The following is a 20,185-nucleotide window of genomic DNA, read 5'->3' as shown; positions in this document are numbered from 1 at the left end:
GGCCTGCCCGCCGCACGAGAGCGTGCGACCCTTGCCCCATGCCCGAAGGAGACACCGTCTGGCAGGCCGCGCGACGGCTGCACGACGCCCTCGCCGGCACGGTGCTGACCCGCAGCGACCTGCGGGTGCCCCGGTTCGCCACGACCGACCTGACCGGCCGCGCCGTCCTGGACGTCACCTCGCGCGGCAAGCACCTGCTCACCCGTGTCGAGGGCGGTCTGACCCTGCACTCGCACCTGCGGATGGACGGCTCCTGGCGGGTGTACGCGCACGGGCAGCACTGGGGTGGCGGCCCCGCCCACCAGATCCGCGCGATCCTGGGCAACACCGACCGCACCGCCGTCGGCTACCGCCTGCCCGTCCTCGAACTCCTGCGCACCACCGACGAGAACCGTGTGGTCGGCCACCTCGGCCCCGACCTCCTGGGCCCCGACTGGGATCCCGGCCTGGCGCTGGCGAACCTGCTCCGGGACCCTGCCCGCCCGCTCGGCGAAGCCCTGCTGGACCAGCGCAACCTCGCCGGCATCGGCAACGTGTACAAGAGCGAGCTCTGTTTCCTGCTCGGTGTCACGCCCTGGCTGCCCGTCGGCGAACTGTCCGCCGAACGCGCCGCGAAGCTGACCGAGTCCGCCAGGAAGCTGCTGATGCACAACCGCGACCGCCCGGTCCGCAGTACCACCGGCCGTCGTGGCCAGGAGCTGTTCGTCTACGGCCGCGCGGACCGCCCCTGTCTGCGCTGCCGCACTCCGGTCCGCCGGGCCGACCAGGGCGACGGTTCCCGCGAGCGCCCCACCTACTGGTGCCCCACCTGCCAGCCGGGCCCGGCCCCCGGACCGGCCTTCACCGTCGGCCGGGCTCCCCGCCCGGACGGGAACGCGGCGTTGCCGTGGCGGCCCCGGACGCGGTGACCCCGGAGGCGGTGCCGTCCGGTGTGCCGCTCCCGGGCGCGGTGGCCGCACCCGTGTTCCAGGCCCGACGCCAGCGCCCGGACGCCAGTGCTCCTTCGGCCCGCGTCTTCGGCATGCAGTGCACCGGAAGCACGCTCAGCCCCCACCCCCCGGCCGCGACCGTCGCCTCCAGCACCCCCGTCTCGGGTACGAGCAACAGCCTCGCCACGGCCCACCACCACAGCGCTCCGAACCCCAGCGCCGCACCCCAGCGAACTGCCTGCACCCTCATGGCCCCACCTCCGGCACCTCCGGCCCGGAGGTTACCGGGGCGTTCGTCCGGGCGGCCAGGGCGCACCACCGGCACACGGGCGCACCGCTCAGCACAGCGCCCGGGGCCACGTCACCCGTTCTCGGCCTGGAACATCCAGTGCTGCTTCTCGAGATCCGCCGTCGCCGAGATGAGGATGTCCTGGCTCACCGGGTCCGGCTCGGCGGTCGCACCGACCCGCTCGCGCATCCGCTCGATCACCGCGCCCAGGGCGTCCACCATGGCGCCCACCGCGGCCGTGTCGTCGACCCAGCCCTCGGGCGTCACCCCGATGCCGCTGCCGACGGCCACCGTCGCGGCACGCCCGTCGGGTGAGACGCCCAGGGCCGCGGAACGCTCCGCCACGGTGTCGGAGTGCGTCCGCGCGAGGGTCACCACCTCGTCGAGCTGCAGGTGCACGGAACGGAAGCGCTGCCCGACGACGTTCCAGTGGATCTGCTTCGCCACCAGGGCGAGGTCCACCAGGTCGACGAGGGCACCCTGGAGCGCCTCGGACACGGTCTTCAGGTTCTCGTCGGACAACGGGCTCTTCACGACGTACATCCGCGCCTCCAAGGCCGGTCACCGCGTATGGATTTCTCCCTCGTTCCCTCAACCATCGCCGCCATGCACCGGACCGGCAAACGCACGCACCGGGGAGCCTCGGACAAGCGAAAACCCCGGCGACGCCCCTCCGGATCTTCCGGAAGGACCCCGGCCGGGGCCTCTGGTACCTTCACACCGCTCAGGCGGCGACGACGTCGACCGCCTCGGCGGGCGCCTTGATGGTCACCCGTTCCGGTGGCACGCCGGTCACCGAGACGGAACCCAGCATCGGACGGACCGACGCGGGCACGGGTTCGCTGGGGGTCGCCGCAGCCGACCGGGCCAGCTCGGCGAGGGCGAGCTCGTCGCTCACTTCCCGCATGAGCTCGGACATCCGTACGTCCAGCGCGTCGCAGATCGCGGAGAGCAGCTCGGAGGAAGCCTCTTTCTGCCCCCGCTCCACCTCGGAGAGATAGCCGAGTGAGACTCGGGCGGACGAGGAGACTTCGCGCAGAGTACGGCCCTGACGTTGGCGCTGCCGACGCAGCACGTCACCCAGCAGGCGACGGAGCAGAATCATCGGTGGCTCCCTCCTCGGGCCGTGTATCCGGATCCTTCTCGCCCCACCGTACCGCCTTGCGCTGCGGCCGTGCGGGGAGCGATGTCGTGTTCACTCTGGGCTGCAAACATCAAAACCCCCCGTTCCGTTCCGTATCCTGTGCCCGCTCATTCCCGGTCTGTTCGCCCGCAAGCTCCTCGAGAAGCAGTGCGAGTACGCTCCGTACACTCTCCATACGAATTTCCGCCCGGTCGCCGTTCAATCGCAGATGCTCCACTTTTCCGCCGGCGGCAAAAACGGAATCCGCCGGCGACGGCCCGGAAACCGCCACATAGACCGTCCCGACGGGTTGTCCGTCCTGGGGATCGGGACCGGCGACACCCGTCGTCGCGATGCCCCAGTCGGCGCCCAGCGCCTTGCGGACGCCGACCGCCATCTCGGCCGCCACCTGCGGATCCACCGCTCCGCGCTGCGCCAGCAGAGTGGCGTCGACGCCGAGCAGTCCGTGCTTCAGCTCGGTGGCGTAGGCCGTCACCGAGCCTCGGAAGACCTTCGAGGCTCCGGGCACGGAAGTGATATCCGCCGCGACCAGACCGCCGGTGAGCGACTCGGCGACGGCGAGCGTCTCACCCTTGACGGTGAGTAGTCGCACTGCTTCGGCGGCCCGGGAACTCAAGCTTCCGGCTCTTTCAACGCCGCTTCGCGCTCGATGATTCCCTTCCTGCGCAGCACCATGGCCTGCCTCACGTAGTCGAGTCCGGTCACGACCGTGAGCACGACGGCCGCCGCCATCACCCAGAACCGCAGGGTGGCCAGCCACCCGGTCAACGCCAGCACGTACATGCCGACGGCCACGCCCTGGGTGAGGGTCTTGAGCTTGCCCCCGCGGCTCGCCGGGATCACGCCGTGGCGGATGACCAGGAAACGCAGCAGGGTGACGCCGAGTTCCCGGCCGAGGATGACACCGGTGACCCACCAGGGGAGGTCGCCCAGCGAGGAGAGACAGATCAGCGCCGCTCCCATGATCGCCTTGTCGGCGATGGGGTCGGCGATCTTGCCGAAGTCGGTGACCAGGTCGTAGGTGCGCGCCAGATGACCGTCGAACAGATCGGTGATCATGGCGACGGCGAAGGCCGCCCACGCGAACGCGCGCCAGGCCGGGTCGTATCCGCCGTCGGCGAGCATGAGGGCGACGAAGGCCGGGACGAGCACCAGCCGGAGCATGGTGAGCAGGTTGGCGACGTTCCAGACGCTGGCCTGGTTCACGGCCGCCGCCGTGATCTTCCCGCCCCGCGCCGACTGCCCGTCGCGGTCACGGTCGTCACCGCCGCGGCCACTGCCCTCGCCGCCCGGGACGCGGTCGGTCATGCCGCCGGAAACCGAGGTCCGGGAGGCGTCACCGCCCGCGGTCCCACCGGCCCTCGGACGGCCCGCCGGACTCGCCGGCGCCCTCCTCGCGCCGGAGGGGCCTCCCGCCGCGGATGCCGGGACACCCGTCATCTGCCAGCCTCCTGACTCAACGCGGGCGAAGCCTGGAAGAGCGGCTCGGCCACCAGGTCGACACCCTCCGTGCCGACGACCTTCGCCTCGACCATACGGCCCGGACGCAGACCCGTGCCGCTCGTGAGCAGCACCTGGCCGTCCGTCTCGGGGGCCTGGTGCGCCGCACGCCCGTACACGCCCTCCTCGTCGTCGACGGACTCCACCAGCACGTGCACGGTCTCGCCGACCCGCTCCTCGGCGCGCTGCGAGACGAGTTCCTCGGCCATCCGGGAGACATGCGCCAGCCGCTCGGCGACGACGTCCTCGTCCAGCTTGTGCTCGTACGTCGCCGCTTCGGTGCCCTCCTCGTCGGAGTAGCCGAAGACGCCGATGGCGTCCAGCCGGGCGTGGTTCAGGAACCGCTCGAGCTCGGCGAGGTCGGCCTCGGACTCGCCGGGGAAGCCGACGATGAAGTTGGAGCGCACACCGGCCTCGGGCGCCTTGCCCCGGATGGTGTCGAGGAGCTCCAGGAAGCGGTCGGTGTCGCCGAAGCGGCGCATCGCGCGCAGCACGCCGGGCGCGGAGTGCTGGAAGGACAGGTCGAAGTACGGGACGACCCCCGGTGTGGAGGTCAGCACGTCGATCAGGCCGGGGCGCATCTCGGCGGGCTGGAGGTAGCTGACGCGGACCCGCTCGATGCCGTCGACCTCGGCGAGTTCGGGCAGCAGGGACTCCAGCAGGCGGATGTCGCCGAGGTCCTTGCCGTAGGAGGTGTTGTTCTCGGAGACCAGCATGATCTCCTTCACGCCCTGCTCGGCCAGCCACCGGGTCTCGTTCAGCACGTCGCTGGGGCGGCGCGAGATGAAGGAGCCGCGGAAGGACGGGATGGCGCAGAAGGAGCAGCGCCGGTCGCAGCCGGAGGCGAGCTTCACCGAGGCGACCGGGGCGCCGTCCAGCCGGCGCCGCAGGGGCGCGCGGGGTCCGGAGGCCGGGGCGACGCCGTCGGGGAGGTCCACCGGGCCGTGCCCCGGCAGCGCGACGGACGGGGCCGACTCCTGGCGCTCGGCCGGGCTGATCGGCAGCAGCTTGCGCCGGTCACGGGGGGTGTGGGAGGCGTGGATGCCGCCGTTCAGGATGGTCTGGAGGCGGTCCGAGATGTCGGTGTAGTCGTCGAAGCCGAGCACGCCGTCGGCCTCGGGGAGCGCCTCGGCCAGCTCCTTGCCGTACCGCTCGGCCATGCAGCCCACCGCCACCACGGCCTGCGTTCTTCCGTGACCCTTGAGGTCGTTGGCCTCCAGGAGGGCGTCGACGGAGTCCTTCTTGGCGGCTTCGACGAAGCCGCAGGTGTTCACGACGGCGACGTCCGCTTCTCCGGCGTCCTCCACGAGCTGCCAGCCGTCCGCCTCCAAACGGCCTGCGAGCTCCTCCGAGTCCACCTCGTTACGGGCGCAGCCAAGGGTGACGAGTGCGACGGTGCGGCGTTCAGGCATGGGCTCAAGACTACTTCGTCCCGCCGACACCCCTCGTCGACGGGGTTGGCCGACCGGGGCCGGCCCGTCCGGGCCGGCCCCGGTCGGCGGGGCGGCGTCCGCATCCGGCTATCCGGCCTGCGGGTCGCCCTTCGTGTAGGTGAGGCGCTCCACGGCCCCCGGCTGCCAGTCGTCCTCGATCTTCTTGCCGTTGACGAAGAGGTCGATCGCGCCGGCGTCACCGAGTACCAGGTTGATCTTGGTGCTGTCCTGGAAGGTCTTGGACTCGCCCTGCTTGAGCAGCCCGTCGAAGAGCAGCCGGCCGCTGTGGTCCTTGGCGGAGATCCAGCTGCGCCCGTCGGGGGCGCTCACCATGACGGTCACCTTGTCCTGCGGAGCGGCCGCGATGGCGCTGTCCGAGGGTTCCGGCTCGGGGTCGGCGGGCTTCTCGGACTTGGGGGTGGCCGGGGCGGACGTACTGGGGGTGGCTCCGTCGGCGACGTTCTCCTTGCCGCCCTCGTCGCCGCCCTTGACCATGGTGAACCCGACGAAGCCGACCACGGCGACGATCGCGGCGACCATGGCCGCGGTCCAGTTGGGTCCGCGCCGCTCCGGACGGATGCGTTCCGCCTCGAACAGGGGCGAGGCCGGGGTGGGGGCCGGGCGGCCTCCGTGCTCGGCCTCGTACTGGGCGATCAGCGGAGCGGGGTCGAGTCGTACGGCCCTGGCCAGGGTCCGGATGTGCCCGCGCGCGTAGACGTCGCCGCCGCAGGGCTCGAAGTCGTCCGCCTCGATGGCGCGCACGATGGCGATGCGGACCCGGGTGGCGGTGGTGACGTCGTCGACGGTGAGGCCGGCGGCGATGCGCGCCTGCTGCAGCGCACGGCCGACGGAGGGGCGGGCTTCCTCGGATACGTCTTCGAACGGACGCTCGTCTTCAGGGGAGTTGCCGATGGACACGGGGGCGCCTTTCGAGCGTGTAGCCACCTGTGCTGGAAATTCAGTCTAGGGGGATGACAAAAGGATGGGGCAACCGGACGGTGGTGCTTTGTACGCCATCGGAATGGCCCTGCACACCGATGGTGGAACTGCGTTGCGGCACTTCCCTCACGTTGACGTACGGAGAGGGGAAACGGTTGCGCGGCGCTCCCTCACGGGTGGGTCACGATCCGCCGTCCGGCTGCTGCGGAGCAACGGCCGTGTCCCTCCTACCCTTCAGACTCCCCCCGGATCAGCGCGAGCACTCCATCCAGTTCGTCGGCCTTCACCAGAACGTCACGCGCCTTCGAACCCTCGCTCGGCCCGACGATGTTCCGGGACTCCATGAGGTCCATGAGCCGACCGGCCTTCGCGAAGCCCACGCGCAGCTTGCGCTGGAGCATGGACGTCGACCCGAACTGGGTGGAGACGACCAGTTCGGCCGCCTGGCACAGCAGGTCGAGGTCGTCGCCGATGTCCTCGTCGATCTCCTTCTTCTGCTGGGTCCCGACGACGACGTCCTCCCGGAAGACGGGCGTCATCTGCTCCTTGCAGTGCCGGACGACACCGGCGATCTCTTCCTCGGTCACGAACGCACCCTGCATGCGGGTGGGTTTGCTCGCCCCCATCGGCAGGAAGAGGCCGTCGCCCTTGCCGATCAGCTTCTCGGCCCCGGGCTGGTCGAGGATGACCCGCGAGTCCGCGAGGGACGAGGTGGCGAACGCGAGCCGGGAGGGCACGTTGGCCTTGATCAGACCGGTGACGACGTCGACCGAGGGCCGCTGCGTGGCGAGCACCAGGTGGATACCGGCCGCCCGCGCGAGCTGCGTGATGCGCACGATGGCGTCCTCGACGTCGCGCGGGGCGACCATCATCAGGTCGGCCAGCTCGTCGACGATCACCAGCAGGTACGGGTACGGCTGGAGTTCGCGCTCGCTGCCCTCCGGAGGCTCGACCTTGCCGGCGCGCACCGCGCGGTTGAAGTCGTCGATGTGCCGGTACCCGTAGGCGGCCAGGTCGTCGTAGCGCAGGTCCATCTCGCGGACGACCCACTGGAGCGCCTCGGCGGCCCGCTTGGGGTTGGTGATGATCGGTGTGATCAGGTGCGGGATGCCCTCGTAGGCGGTGAGCTCCACGCGCTTGGGGTCGACCAGGATCATCCGGACGTCCTCCGGTGTCGCCCGCATCATCACCGACGTGATCAGGCAGTTGATGCAGGACGACTTGCCGGAGCCGGTGGCGCCGGCGACCAGGATGTGCGGCATCTTCGCCAGCGAGTGCATGACGTAGCCGCCCTCGACGTCCTTGCCGAAGGCGACCAGCATCGGGTCGTCGTCCTCGGCGGACTCCGCGAGCCGCAGGACGTCGCCGAGGTTGACCATCTCCCGGTCGGTGTTCGGGATCTCGATGCCGACGGCGGACTTTCCGGGAATGGGGCTGATGATGCGTACGTCGGGGCTGGCGACGGCGTACGCGATGTTCTTCGTCAGCGCGGTCACCCGCTCGACCTTGACGGCCGGTCCGAGTTCCACCACATAGCGGGTGACGGTCGGGCCGCGGGTGAAGCCGGTGACGTCGGCGTCCACCTTGAACTCGGTGAAGACCTTCCGCAGAGCGTCGACCACGACGTCGTTGGCCGCGCTGCGCGCCTTGCCCGGGCCGCCGCGCTGGAGCAGGCCGAGGGAGGGCAGCGAGTAGGTGATGTCACCGGAGAGCCGGAGTTGCTCCGCGCGGGCGGGCAGGTCCCGGGGTTCGGCGGGCGGCGCCTTCGTCATGTCCAGGATGCCCGCCCTGGGCTTCTCCCGCTTCGGTTCGTCCTCCCGCGGCCTCTCCTGCCGGGGACGGGCGACCGGGACCGGTGTCGGCGTGGTCGGCTCGCGGTCCCCCGCGCGTACGCCCTGGGTGAGGTCGGCGACGATCGGCGAGGGCGGCATCCCGTGCAGCACCGCGCCGTCGAGCGCGGCGGCGGCAGCGGCGGCCACGTCCACGGCGTCCATCGGCCGGTCCGTGTCGGGCTGCGGCACCGCGGACCGGCGCGGGCGGGAGCGCCGCCGGGAGAGCGCTTCCTGCTCCGCGCCGCCGGGGGCGCCGGGTTCGTGCTCCTGGGGCGCCCGTCCGCGGCCCCGGCGGCTCGCGGGCAGCGCCTCGCGCCACTGCTCCTCGTAACGCTCGTCGTCGCCGCTGTACTCGCCGTACTCGGCGTACTGCTCCGTTGTCCGGTCGTGGACGAGCCCCAGCCGGGTGCCGAGCAGCCGCAGTCGCTGCGGGACGGCGTTGACCGGGGTGGCCGTGACGACCAGCAGACCGAAGACGGTGAGCAGCACCAGCAGGGGCACGGCGAGCACATCGGTCACGGTGTACGAGAGCGGCGTGGACACGCCCCAGCCGATGAGCCCGCCGGCGTCCCGTATGGCGTGCATGCCCTCGCTGCGGGCGGGCGAGCCGCAGGCGATGTGGATCTGGCCGAGCACCCCGATGAGGAGGGCCGACAGACCGATGACGATGCGGCCGTTGGCCTCCGGCTTCTCCGGGTGCCGGATGAGGCGCACGGCGACGACCCCGATCAGGATCGGCACCAGCAGGTCGAGCCGGCCGAAGGCACCGGTGACCAGGATCTCCACGAGGTCGCCCACGGGCCCCTCGAGGTCGGCCCAGGTGCCCGCGGCGACGACGAGGCCGATGCCGAGCAGCAGCAGCGCGAGGCCGTCCTTGCGGTGGGCGGGGTCGAGGTTCCTGGCGCCCTGCCCTATGCCGCGGAAGACCGCTCCGACGGCGTGCGCCAGGCCGAGCCACAGGGCGCGCACCAGGCGGTAGAGGCCGCCCGTCGGGCTGGGAGCAGGTCTGGGCGCGGGCTTCCTCGCCGCGGCCCTCTTGGCCGCGGCGGCTTTTCCGGCCGCGGTCTTCTTCGCGGGCGGCTTCTTCGCGGCGGCCTTCTTCGCCGGAGCCTTCGCGGAAGCAGCCGCCTTCTTCGCGGGCGGCTTCTTGGCGGCGGAGGGACGTGAGGCCATGGGGGTGAGGTTACCGGTGGAGACGCCTGTGGACACGCGTGCCAGACGCTTCACCCGTTCGTGTCGCTTCGACAGGGGTGCCGAACTGACGCCGCCTCACCTCGGGACCGCGGCGGGTGAGCGGCAAGAGCCGTACCCCGCCGGTCAGTTCTGCGACGGCATCGGCGACGCGGGTCCCGTGCCCGGCTCCAGCGCGTCCAACGCGCGCCGCAACCCCGTGAGCTTGCGCTCCAGGTGGGCCGCCGTGGCCACCGCGGCCGCGTCGGTGGATTCGTCGTTGAGCTGCTTGGTCAGGGCCTCGGCCTGTTCCTCGACAGCCGCGAGCCGCGCGGAGAGTTCGGCGAGCAGGCCGACGGGCTCCTTCTGCTCCCCGGCCTCCTTCTCGTCGCCCTCCAACTGGAGCCGCAACAGCCCCGCCTGCTCCCTCAGCTGGCAGTTCTTCATGTACAGGTCGACGAAGACCGAGACCTTCGCGCGCAGCACCCACGGGTCGAACGGCTTGGAGATGTAGTCGACCGCGCCTGCCGCGTAGCCGCGGAAGGTGTGGTGCGGACCGTGGTTGATCGCGGTGAGGAAGATGATCGGGATGTCCCGGGTCCGCTCCCGCCGCTTGATGTGCGCCGCGGTCTCGAAGCCGTCCATGCCCGGCATCTGGACATCCAGCAGGATGACCGCGAAATCGTCCGTGAGCAGCGCCTTGAGCGCTTCCTCCCCGGAGGATGCCCGTACCAGCGTCTGATCGAGCGCCGAGAGGATCGCCTCCAGCGCCAGCAGATTCTCCGGCCGGTCATCGACCAGGAGGATCTTGGCCTTCTGCACCATGGCCCGCCCTCCTCGCCCCGGCTTGGGGCCTCCCCTGTCCGCAGGTCCTGGATGGGCACCGGCGGGTGCCGCTCCAGGGGACGACTCCCTTGCGCCGCCCGTCCTTGTGCCGGTCATCGTAGCCGCACCCCGCCTGTCGCCACACCCTGTCACCGTGATGTCACTGTGCACGTAGCGGAAACGCGGCAGGAGACCAGAAGGTTCCCCGGATCACGTACTTCTACACAACTTCGCACACACCACGGCAGCGGTCCCCCGTGCGCGGCGAAGCCTTCCACCACCATCGCACGCCGTGGGGGCGCCGCCCACGCGCCCCCACTCCCGCGGTGTCGCCCTCAGATCCTCCTCACGCCCCCTCAGGCCCCCTCGCACCGCTCGCGCCTCCCGCGCCCCTCATCCATTCCTGCATCACCGACAGCAGGTGATCCGGGTCGACGGGCTTCGTCACGTAGTCGGAGGCCCCCGACTCGATCGCCTTCTCCCGGTCGCCCTTCATCGCCTTCGCGGTGAGCGCGATGATCGGGAGCCCCGCGAACTGCGGCATCCGACGGATCGCCGTCGTCGTCGCGTAACCGTCCATCTCGGGCATCATGATGTCCATCAGGACGACCGCCACGTCGTCGTGCTGCTCCAGCACCTCGATGCCCTCGCGGCCGTTCTCCGCGTACAGCACGGAAAGGCCGTGCTGCTCCAGGACGCTGGTCAGCGCGAACACGTTGCGGATGTCGTCGTCGACGATGAGCACCTTCTGCCCGCCGAACCGGATACCGCGGTGCGACCGGGCCACCGGCTCCTGCTCATGCTCCGGCTCCGGCTCCGAGCCGGACCCCTGCCCGGGGGCCTGCGGCGCGGGCTGCCGCTCCAGCTGGGGCAGCGGCCTGCGGCGCCGCCGGAACAGCGCGGCCGGACCGCTCTGGGTCTCCCGGTACGACGTCACCTCGGCCGGTGTCACCACCGCGGGGCCGGCGGACACCACCGACGCCGTCGGACCGCCGCTCTCCAGCGTCGGCATGGACTGCTGGTAACCGTGCGGGGGCAACTCGCTCGGGTACAGCGGGAGATACAGCGTGAACGTCGAGCCGCGGCCCGGTTCGCTCTGCGCGTGGATCTCACCACCGAGCAGCTGTGCGATCTCCCTCGAGATGGACAGCCCGAGCCCCGTACCGCCGTACTTGCGGCTGGTCGTGCCGTCCGCCTGCTTGAACGCCTCGAAGATCACCCGCATCTTGCTGGCGGCGATCCCGATGCCCGTGTCGGACACCGAGAACGCGATCAGGTCGGCGTCCGGGTCGGTCAGCGAACCGGCCTCCAGCAACTGCTCCCGGATGGCCTGCGGAACGTCGTCCCGGGCGGGCCGGATGACCAGCTCGACCGACCCCGAGTCGGTGAACTTCACCGCGTTCGACAGCAGGTTGCGCAGCACCTGGAGCAGCCGCTGCTCGTCGGTGTGCAGCGTGCCCGGCAGTTCCGGGGAGACCCTGACCGACAGGTCCAGGCCCTTCTCCGCGGTCAGCGGCCGGAAGGTGGCCTCCACGTAGTCCACGAGCTGGACGAGCGCGATACGCGTCGGGGAGACGTCCATCTTGCCCGCCTCGACCTTCGACAGGTCGAGGATGTCGTTGATCAGCTGCAGCAGGTCGGAGCCCGCTCCGTGGATGGTCTCGGCGAACTCGACCTGCTTCGGGGAGAGGTTCCCCTCGGCGTTGTCGGCGAGCAGCTTGGCCAGGATCAGCAGGGAGTTGAGCGGCGTCCGCAGCTCGTGCGACATGTTGGCCAGGAACTCGCTCTTGTAGCGCATGGAGACCGCGAGTTGTTCGGCACGCTCCTCCAGGACCTGACGCGCCTCCTCGATCTCGGTGTTCTTCACCTCGATGTCGCGGTTCTGCCGCGCCAACAGTTCGGCCTTCTCCTCCAGTTCGGCATTGGACGCCTGCAGTGCCTTCTGCCGCTGCTCCAACTCGGCCGAGCGCTCACGGAGTTGCTCGGTCAGCTCCTGCGACTGAGCCAGCAGCAGCTCCGTCTTGGTGTTCACCGAGATGGTGTTGACGCTCGTCGCGATCATCTCGGCGATCTGGTTCAGGAAGTCCTTCTGGATGTGCGTGAACGGAGTGAAGGAGGCCAGTTCGATGACGCCCAGCACGGTCCCCTCGAAGAGCACCGGAAGCACGATCACCTGGGCCGGCGGCGCCTCCCCGAGCCCCGAGGAGATCTTCAGGTAGCCACTGGGCGCGTCCGCCACCAGGATCGTGCGCTTCTCCATGGCGGCCGTCCCGATGAGCCCCTCACCGGGCCGGAACGACGTCGGCATGGAGCCCAGCGAGTAGCCGTACGAACCGAGCATGCGCAGTTCGTACTGGTCGTCCTCGGCGATGCTCACGTCCTCCCCGTCGACCAGCGGCATCGAGAGGAAGAACGCGCCGTGCTGCGCGGAGACCACGGGCGTCAGCTCGCTCATGATCAGCGAGGCCACGTCCTCCAGGTCCCGGCGCCCCTGCATCAGCGCGGAGATGCGGGCCAGATTGCCCTTCAGCCAGTCCTGCTCCTTGTTGGCGATCGTGGTGTCGCGCAGGTTGGCGATCATCTTGTTGATGTAGTCCTGGAGTTCCTGGATCTCCCCGGACGCGTCCACGTCGATCTTCAGATTCAGGTCGCCGCGGGTCACCGCGGTCGCCACCCGCGCGATGGCACGCACCTGCCGGGTCAGGTTCCCGGCCATCTCGTTCACCGACTCGGTCAGGTCCCGCCAGGTGCCGTCGACGTCCCGCACGCGTGCCTGGCCGCCGAGCTGGCCCTCCGTACCCACCTCGCGGGCCACCCGGGTGACCTCCTCGGCGAAGCTCGACAGCTGGTCGACCATCGTGTTGATGGTGGTCTTCAGCTCCAGGATCTCGCCGCGCGCGTCGATGTCGATCTTCTTCGTCAGGTCGCCCTTGGCGATGGCCGTGGTCACCATGGCGATGTTGCGCACCTGGCCGGTCAGATTGGACGCCATCCGGTTCACGGACTCGGTGAGGTCCTTCCACGTACCGGCCACACCCGGCACGTGCGCCTGACCGCCGAGGATGCCGTCCGTACCCACCTCGCGGGCCACCTTGGTGACCTGCTCGGCGAACGAACTCAGCGTCCGCACCATGATGTTGATGGTGTCGGCGAGCTGCGCCAGCTCCCCGCGCGCCTCGATGGTGACCTGCCGCGTCAGGTCGCCGTTGGCGACCGCGGCGGAGACCTCGGAGATGTTCCGCACCTGGGTGGTGAGGTTCTTGGCCATCAGGTTGACGTTGTCGCTCAGGTCCTTCCAGATGCCCGTGACCCCGGGCACGTGGGCCTGGCCGCCGAGGATGCCCTCGGTGCCCACCTCACGCGCCACCCTGGTCACCTGCTCGGCGAACGACGAGAGCTGGTCCACCATCGTGTTGACGGTGGTGACGAGCGCGAGGATCTCGCCCTTGGCGTCGACGGTGATCTTCTTCGACAGGTCGCCCTGGGCCACCGCGGTGGTGACCTCGGCGATGTTGCGCACCTGGAGGGTCAGGTTGTTCGCCATCCCGTTCACCGACTGGGTGAGGTCCTTCCAGGTGCCGGAGACGCCCTGCACCTCGGCCTGGCCGCCGAGCTGGCCCTCCGTACCCACCTCACGGGCCACCCGCGTGACCTCCTCGGCGAACGATGACAGCTGATCCACCATCGTGTTCAGGGTGTTCTTCAGCTCCAGGATCTCGCCGCGCGCGTCCACGGTGATCTTCTGCGACAGGTCACCCCGGGCCACCGCCGTCGCCACCTGGGCGATGTTGCGCACCTGCGCGGTGAGATTGCCGGCCATGCCGTTCACGGAGTCGGTGAGGTCGCGCCACACCCCGGCGACGCCGGGCACCTGCGCCTGACCGCCGAGCCGGCCCTCCGTGCCCACCTCACGGGCCACCCGGGTGACCTGGTCGGCGAAGCTCGACAGCTGGTCCACCATCGTGTTGACGGTGTTCTTCAGCTCCAGGATCTCGCCGCGCGCGTCCACGGTGATCTTCTGCGACAGGTCACCCCGGGCGACCGCCGTGGTGACCTGGGCGATGTTGCGCACCTGGCCGGTCAGATTGGAGGCCATCGAGTTGACGGAGTCGGTGAGTTCCTTCCAGGTGCCCGACACGCCGTCCACGCGGGCCTGACCGCCCAGCCGGCCCTCCGTGCCCACGTCCCGGGCCATGCGCGTGACCTGGTCGGCGAAGCTCGACAGCTGGTCCACCATCGTGTTGACGGTGTTCTTCAGCTGGAGCATCTCACCGGAGACGTCGACGGTGACCTTCTGCGACAGGTCGCCGTTGGCCACCGCCGTCGTCACCTGGGCGATGTTCCTCACCTGACCGGTGAGGTTGCGGAACGCGGTGTTGACGGAGTCCGTCAGGTCCTTCCAGGTCCCCGCCGCCCCCGGCACCTGCGCCTGACCGCCCAGCTCACCCTCGACACCGACCTCGCGCGCCACCCGCGTGACCTCGGCGCCGAAGGAGGACAGCTGGTCGACCATCGTGTTGACGGTGTTCTTCAGCTCCAGCATCTCGCCGGCCACGTCCACGGTGACCTTCTGCGACAGGTCGCCGTTGGCCACCGCCGTCGTCACGGCGGCGATGTCCCTCACCTGAGTGGTCAGGTTCCGGAACACGGTGTTGACGGAGTCCGTCAGGTCCTTCCAGGTACCGGCGGCGCCCGGCACGTTCGCCTGACCGCCCAGCTGCCCCTCGGCCCCGACCTCGTTGGCGACCCGGGTCACCTCGTCAGCGAAGATCCGCAGCGTCTCGGTCATCTGGTTGATCGTCTCGGCGAGCCGGGCGACCTCGCCGCGCGCCGGCACGGTGACCTTCCGTGACAGGTCACCGTTGGCGACGGCGGTCGTCACCTCCGCGATCCCGCGCACCTGGGCCGTCAGGTTCCCGGCCATGGTGTTCACCGAATCGGTGAGTTCCTTCCACACGCCGTCCACCCCGGGCACCTGTGCCTGACCGCCCAGCGCACCCTCGGTACCCACCTCACGCGCGACGCGCGTCACCTCGGAGGAGAACGCCGAGAGCTGGTCCACCATCGTGTTGACGGTGTTCTTCAGCTCCAGCATCTCGCCTTCGACGTGCACGGTGACCTTGCGCGACAGGTCGCCGCGGGCCACCGCCGTCGTCACCAGCGCGATGTCGCGCACCTGCGCCGTCAGCCGCTCCGCCATGGTGTTGACCGAGTCCGTGAGGTCCTTCCACGAACCGGACATGCCGCGCACCCGGGCCTGACCGCCCAGCTTGCCCTCGGTGCCGACCTCGCTGGCCACTCGGGTGACCTCGTCGGTGAAACTCGACAGCTGGTCGACCAGGTTGTTGACGGTACGGCCGACCTTCAGGAACTCCCCGCGCAGCGGCTGCCCCGAACCGTCGGCGATCTGCGTCCGCAACTCCATCCGTGGCGACAGATCACCCTCGGCCACCGCCGACAGCACCCGGCTGACCTCGGAAACGGGCCGTGCCAGGTCGTCCACCAGCGCGTTCGAGTTGTCGATCGCGGTCGACCAGGAACCCTCGCAGGGCCCCGTCTCCAGGCGCTCGGTGAGCTTCCCCTCACGCCCCACCATGCGCCGCACCCGCGCCAGCTCACCCGTCAGATGGAGATTGCGGTCGGCCACCTCGTTGAAGACCGCGGCGATCTCCGACATCGGGCCGTCACCGGACACCGTGAGCCGCTTGCGGAAGTTGCCGTCCCGCATCGCCACCAGGGCCACCATCAAACGGTTCAGGGCCGCCGAGTCCACCTCGGTGGTCCCGCCCCGCGCCCTGCCCTGCCCACTCAGGGACCGTCCGCCCTTCGCGCGCGTGTTCGTGCCCCGCGTCGCTGCGCCAGACTCCACTGTGTCCCTCCCGCAGGGGTCGACCGTCACTGCTTGTGCTCGGGCGCCACCGCACGGCGCACCCGAGAAAGCTGTCTCTACTGTTTACTCTGCTTACTCGTGCATGTTCTTGTACTGCCGCGATACCTGCCCGGCCGGCCGGGGTGCCACCCGGGGCCACTGCACGCCCGGCACGGAAGACACCCCGCCTGTCCTGACCTTCGCAACGACAAGCCTGCCCAGTGTTTCACCCCCACCGAACCAGGCCATAACAGTTCGGCAGCTTCGCACATCGTCCGCACGGCTTCCGGGCCTCGGACACCTCCGGGCGGAAACACCGCAGACCGGCATCCGCTCGGACCGCGAAGGTAAGTAACCTTGCATGCGGCTGTCCAGCCACGCCGGTCCGTCCGGCCCGGGCGATGGCCGGCACGGAGTCGAGCGGGCATCGGAGGGCGGCCGCACACATGACCACCGGACTGATCCCGGGGGACCAGCCCCCGGACCCACGGCCGACGAACGGCCTGCCGCACCAGCGGGACGAACCGGTCGGCCATGGAACCATGCCCGCAGAGAACCGGCCGAGGAGTTCTGTGATCACCGCGCGCGCGGCCGCCAGCTTCGAGCCCGTCGGACGGTCGGTCGCGAGTGCCCGCGCCTTCGTCCGCGACACCCTCCAGGGGTGGGGGTTCGCCGACATCATCGACGACGCCGTGGTCCTCACCAGTGAGCTCGTCACCAACGCCGTGGTCCACGCCGGCACCTCCGCCGACCTCCTGTGCCTGCGCGGCGACGACGGCGTACGGATCGAGGTGTCCGACCGGTATCCGGAACGCGAAGTACCGCTCCAGGGCTCGGCCGTCAGCATGGGCAGCCCCGACCGCGAGGGCGGACGCGGCCTCCAGCTCTGCGCGGCCCTGGCCGACCGCTGGGGCGTGGAGTACAGCCCCACCTACAAGACCGTCTGGTTCCAACTCGACGTTCCCGAGCGCCCGGTGGGCACCCGCGCGGCCGGTCCGGCACTGCCGTCCGACCTCCTGCCCATCGCCGACACCCGGGTCCGCGTCGCCGTCGTGCAGATCGACCGGGCCGGCGCCATCTCCTCCTGGAACGAGGACGCGGAAGAGCTCTTCGACTACCGGGCCGACCAGGTCACCGGCAAACCGCTCACCGACCTCGCGGCCTGGCCGCACACTCCCGGCACCGGCACCGGCATCGCGGAGGCACTCCGGCTCTCCCGCTGGGAAGGCAGCTACGGCATAAGAGACGCCCACGGTCGAGTGATCCCCGTCTACGCCTCCCACCTGCGCGTCCGCGACGCGGACGGCGACCCGTCCACCGTGTGCCTCCTCGTCAGGGACCACGAACGGGCCGTCCTGCAGACCCCGTTGCGGGTCACCTCCTCCGACACCTCCGAGAACCAGAGCACCGACCCCTTCGAGGTGTTCATCGGCTCGCCCGCCCCCGACGACCTCGACAGCCTCCTCCAGCGCACGGTGGAACGCGCCCGCGACATGCTCGACGGCGACTCCGCCTTCCTCCTGCTCGCCACCGACGACGAGACCGAACTCGAGGTACGCGCCTCCACCGGCCTGCCCTCCACCCGACAGCGCTTCGCCCGCGTCCCGGTCGAGGCCGGCTCCGGCCGCTACGGCTCCGCCCGGATGCCGTCCGTCCACGACGACCTCGCCGCCCTGCCCGGCGCGGTCCCCCTCCTCAACGGCACCGGCATGCGCTCGGTCGTCACCGTCCCGCTCAAGGTCGAGGGCCGCCTCACCGGCTCTCTCGGCGTCGCCGCGGAGGGGGCCGGAAGATACTCCAACGAGGAGGCGCTGCGCCTGCAGTTCGCCGCCGACCGCATCGCCCTGGCCGTTGAGTCGGCCCGCCTGGGCGAGCTGGAACGACTGCGCCGCGGCTCACTGAGCTTCCTCGTCGAGGCCTCCGACCTGCTGGCCGGCACCCTGGACCGCGACCAGACCCTGGCGCTCATGGCCCAGATGACCGTTCCCACCCTGGCCACCTGGTGCGCCGTCTACACGATCGCCGACCAGGCCTCCGACCCCTATCTCTCCTACGTCCTGCACGAGGACGAGGAACTCATCGACGGCATCAAGTCCCTGCTCTCGAAGATGCCCCCGCCCGAGCCCGTCCCCACCCCCGGCGCCCGCGTGTGGTCGGCGCCCGGCGAGGTGGCCCACCAGGCGGCCCTGCGCACCTCCATGCGCAGCCTCGGCCTGAGCAACCAGATCACCCCCGGCATCGGCCCCACCCTCACCACGGCCGCCGCGGTGGGTGGCGAGACGGTGGTCCTCCCCCTGGTCGCCCGCAACCGCGTCATCGGCATGCTGACGCTCGGCAAACCGACCGACGAACACTTCCGGCAGGAGATCCTGGAACTCGCCGAGGACCTCTCCCGCCGGGCCGCCCTGGCCCTGGACAACGCCCGCCTCTACTCCGAGCGCACGGCCATCAGCCAGTCCCTCCAGCGCAGCCTCCTGCCGCCGGAACTCCCCGTGATCGACGGCGTCGAGGTCGAGGTCATCTACCGAGCGGCCGGCGAGGGCAACGAGGTCGGCGGCGACTTCTACGACCTGTTCCCGATCAGCGACGGCGCCTACGGCTTCGCCATCGGCGACGTCTGCGGCACGGGCCCGAACGCCGCGGCCGTCACCGGACTGGCCCGGCACGCCCTGAGGCTGCTGGCCCGCGAGGGCCTCAGCGGTCCGGCAGTCCTCGAACGCCTGAACTCCGCCATCCTCGACGAGGGCGCCCGCAGCCGCTTCCTCACCCTCCTCTACGGCGAGCTGCGCCCGCAGGAGGACGGCAGCGCGGAGTTGAAGGTGGTGTGCGCGGGCCACCCCCTCCCGCTGCGCCTGCGCCAGGACGGCACCGTGGAACCCGCCGCCGAACCGCAGCCCCTCCTCGGTGTCCTCGAGGACCTGGACCTGTACGAGCAGACGGTCACCCTCGACCCGGGCGACGTCCTGCTGTGCGTCACCGACGGTGTCACCGAGCGCCGTGAGGGCCTGAACATGCTGGGTGACGACGGCCTCGCCGAAGTCCTGACGACCTGCACGGGCCTCACCGCGGGGGCGGTCGCCGCCCGCATCATGCGCGCCGTGGAACGCTTCGCCTCCGACGCCCCCTCCGACGACATGGCGATCCTCGCCATGCGCGTCCCGGGCCTCCACCAGGACTGAGCAGCAGGGCATGAGAAAGGCCCCGCCCTTGTGGGCGGGGCCTTTCTGTCGGAGCCCCCAAACGGAATCGAACCGTTGACCTTCTCCTTACCATGGAGACGCTCTGCCGACTGAGCTATAGGGGCCTGCTGCCGCTCTGCGGTTTCCCGCTGCGGCAACGGAATAGATCATACCCTGACCGGCCCGGTGCTCCCAACCACGACTCAGAGAGCTCAGAGAGCCGTCTGGAGCAGCCCGCCCAGCGCGTTACAGGCCGACGCCACACGCTGCATGTCCCGCTTGGTCAGCACGGCGTCCACGGGCAGGGCCAGCGTCTCGTCGGCGGCCCGCTCGGTCTCGGGCAGAGACACGCACCGCCGGAACCCGGGCAGCCGGTGCACGGGCGTCTTCACCGGCACCCTGCAGTCAACTCCCTTGGCCCGTACGGCTTGCGCGAAAGCGTCCCGGTCCGGGCGCCCGTTGCCGGGAACTCGCACGACGTACTGCTGGTAGGTGTGCCCGTCGCCGCCGTCGGGCGTTCGGACACCTCGCAGTTTCACGTCGAGATAGGCCGCCCGCGCCCTGCGCCGAGCGATCTCGTCGTACGCCCCCTCGGACTCCCCGCGCTCCAGTATCAGCAGGCCGTGCCGCTGCCCGAGGATGTGCAGCCGGGCGATGTCGGCCTGTCTGCCGAAGCGGTGGACGGCAACAACGGCTGCCGTCCGCGGAGTTATGGCGGCTTCCACGGCCGCCGGTGCAAGGCAGTAGGTCACCGGATCTATCTCGGCGAACACCGGCAACGCGCCGGCAAGGGTGACGGCCTCGGCGACTTCCACGTTCCCGAAGGCGGACACGACCACCTCGTCACCGACTCCGACACCGGCGGCCCTGAGCAGTGCAGCAGTACCCATGGGATGGATGCTCGTGGCACGACGTGAACTTCAAGTGACGCAGAACAAAAAAGGGTTGGACCCCGAACCGAAGTTCGGGGTCCAACCCTGTCACAAATTGTTCGGCGGCGTCCTACTCTCCCACAGGGTCCCCCCTGCAGTACCATCGGCGCTCTGGGGCTTAGCTTCCGGGTTCGGAATGTAACC

12 protein-coding genes, 1 tRNA gene and 1 rRNA gene are annotated in these 20,185 nt (G+C 70.3%); 2 read left to right on the top strand and 12 right to left on the bottom strand.

Annotated features, from left to right (window positions below; genetic code table 11):
* Positions 1-38 precede the first annotated feature (38 nt).
* On the top strand, positions 39-908 hold the full coding sequence (locus ACWEQO_RS33155; protein ID WP_452986283.1) for an Fpg/Nei family DNA glycosylase: 870 nt from the start codon (positions 39-41) through the stop codon (positions 906-908).
* Between the two features lie 382 nt (positions 909-1,290).
* On the opposite strand, the gene ACWEQO_RS33150 is transcribed toward ACWEQO_RS33155, so the two are convergent.
* From ACWEQO_RS33150 to ACWEQO_RS33110, 9 genes are all read right to left on the bottom strand, one after another.
* On the bottom strand, positions 1,291-1,761 hold the full coding sequence (locus ACWEQO_RS33150; RefSeq protein ID WP_361461835.1) for a Dps family protein: 471 nt from the start codon (positions 1,759-1,761) through the stop codon (positions 1,291-1,293).
* Between the two features lie 181 nt (positions 1,762-1,942).
* Positions 1,943-2,323: a helix-turn-helix domain-containing protein gene (locus ACWEQO_RS33145; RefSeq protein WP_109380085.1), complete on the bottom strand. Its 381-nt coding sequence runs from the start codon at positions 2,321-2,323 to the stop codon at positions 1,943-1,945.
* A gap of 109 nt (positions 2,324-2,432) precedes the next feature.
* Positions 2,433-2,978 (bottom strand): CinA family protein, encoded by a 546-nt coding sequence (locus tag ACWEQO_RS33140; protein WP_361461832.1) that lies wholly within the window; start codon positions 2,976-2,978, stop codon positions 2,433-2,435.
* Entirely contained in the window at positions 2,975-3,802 is an 828-nt protein-coding gene (gene pgsA, locus ACWEQO_RS33135; RefSeq protein ID WP_361461830.1) for a CDP-diacylglycerol--glycerol-3-phosphate 3-phosphatidyltransferase, read from the bottom strand. The genes ACWEQO_RS33140 and pgsA overlap by 4 nt, the downstream gene beginning before the upstream one ends.
* Positions 3,799-5,274, bottom strand: coding sequence for a 30S ribosomal protein S12 methylthiotransferase RimO (gene rimO, locus ACWEQO_RS33130; RefSeq protein WP_452986282.1), 1,476 nt, complete (start codon positions 5,272-5,274; stop codon positions 3,799-3,801). Before rimO ends, pgsA begins: the two co-directional genes overlap by 4 nt.
* Before the next feature lie 108 nt (positions 5,275-5,382).
* Positions 5,383-6,213, bottom strand: a complete 831-nt coding sequence (locus ACWEQO_RS33125; protein ID WP_361461824.1) for a helix-turn-helix domain-containing protein — start codon at positions 6,211-6,213, stop codon at positions 5,383-5,385.
* A gap of 248 nt (positions 6,214-6,461) precedes the next feature.
* Positions 6,462-9,239: a DNA translocase FtsK gene (locus tag ACWEQO_RS33120; RefSeq protein WP_452986281.1), complete on the bottom strand. Its 2,778-nt coding sequence runs from the start codon at positions 9,237-9,239 to the stop codon at positions 6,462-6,464.
* Between the two features lie 144 nt (positions 9,240-9,383).
* Positions 9,384-10,061, bottom strand: coding sequence for a response regulator (locus ACWEQO_RS33115; protein ID WP_361461818.1), 678 nt, complete (start codon positions 10,059-10,061; stop codon positions 9,384-9,386).
* A gap of 346 nt (positions 10,062-10,407) precedes the next feature.
* The gene (locus ACWEQO_RS33110) at positions 10,408-15,930 is read right to left on the bottom strand and encodes a HAMP domain-containing protein (RefSeq protein ID WP_452986280.1); all 5,523 of its coding nucleotides are present in this window, start codon (positions 15,928-15,930) and stop codon (positions 10,408-10,410) included.
* A 446-nt stretch (positions 15,931-16,376) separates the two neighbouring features.
* Between ACWEQO_RS33110 and ACWEQO_RS33105 the strand changes: the two genes are divergently transcribed.
* On the top strand, positions 16,377-19,109 hold the full coding sequence (locus ACWEQO_RS33105; protein WP_361461815.1) for a SpoIIE family protein phosphatase: 2,733 nt from the start codon (positions 16,377-16,379) through the stop codon (positions 19,107-19,109).
* Positions 19,110-19,161: 52 nt separating this feature from the next.
* On the opposite strand, the gene ACWEQO_RS33100 is transcribed toward ACWEQO_RS33105, so the two are convergent.
* The 3 genes from ACWEQO_RS33100 to rrf form a co-directional block, all read right to left on the bottom strand.
* A tRNA-Thr gene (locus ACWEQO_RS33100) sits at positions 19,162-19,234 on the bottom strand.
* A gap of 87 nt (positions 19,235-19,321) precedes the next feature.
* Complete coding sequence (locus ACWEQO_RS33095; RefSeq protein ID WP_452986288.1) at positions 19,322-19,984, bottom strand: DegT/DnrJ/EryC1/StrS family aminotransferase; 663 nt, start codon at positions 19,982-19,984, stop codon at positions 19,322-19,324.
* 114 nt (positions 19,985-20,098) lie between these two features.
* Positions 20,099-20,185, bottom strand: a 5S ribosomal RNA gene (gene rrf / locus ACWEQO_RS33090); the annotation flags it as partial.

The sequence above is a fragment of the Streptomyces sp. NPDC004051 genome (genome assembly GCF_053604275.1).
Note: the sequence above shows the minus strand (reverse complement) of the source record. Positions and strands in the feature narration are given on the sequence as shown.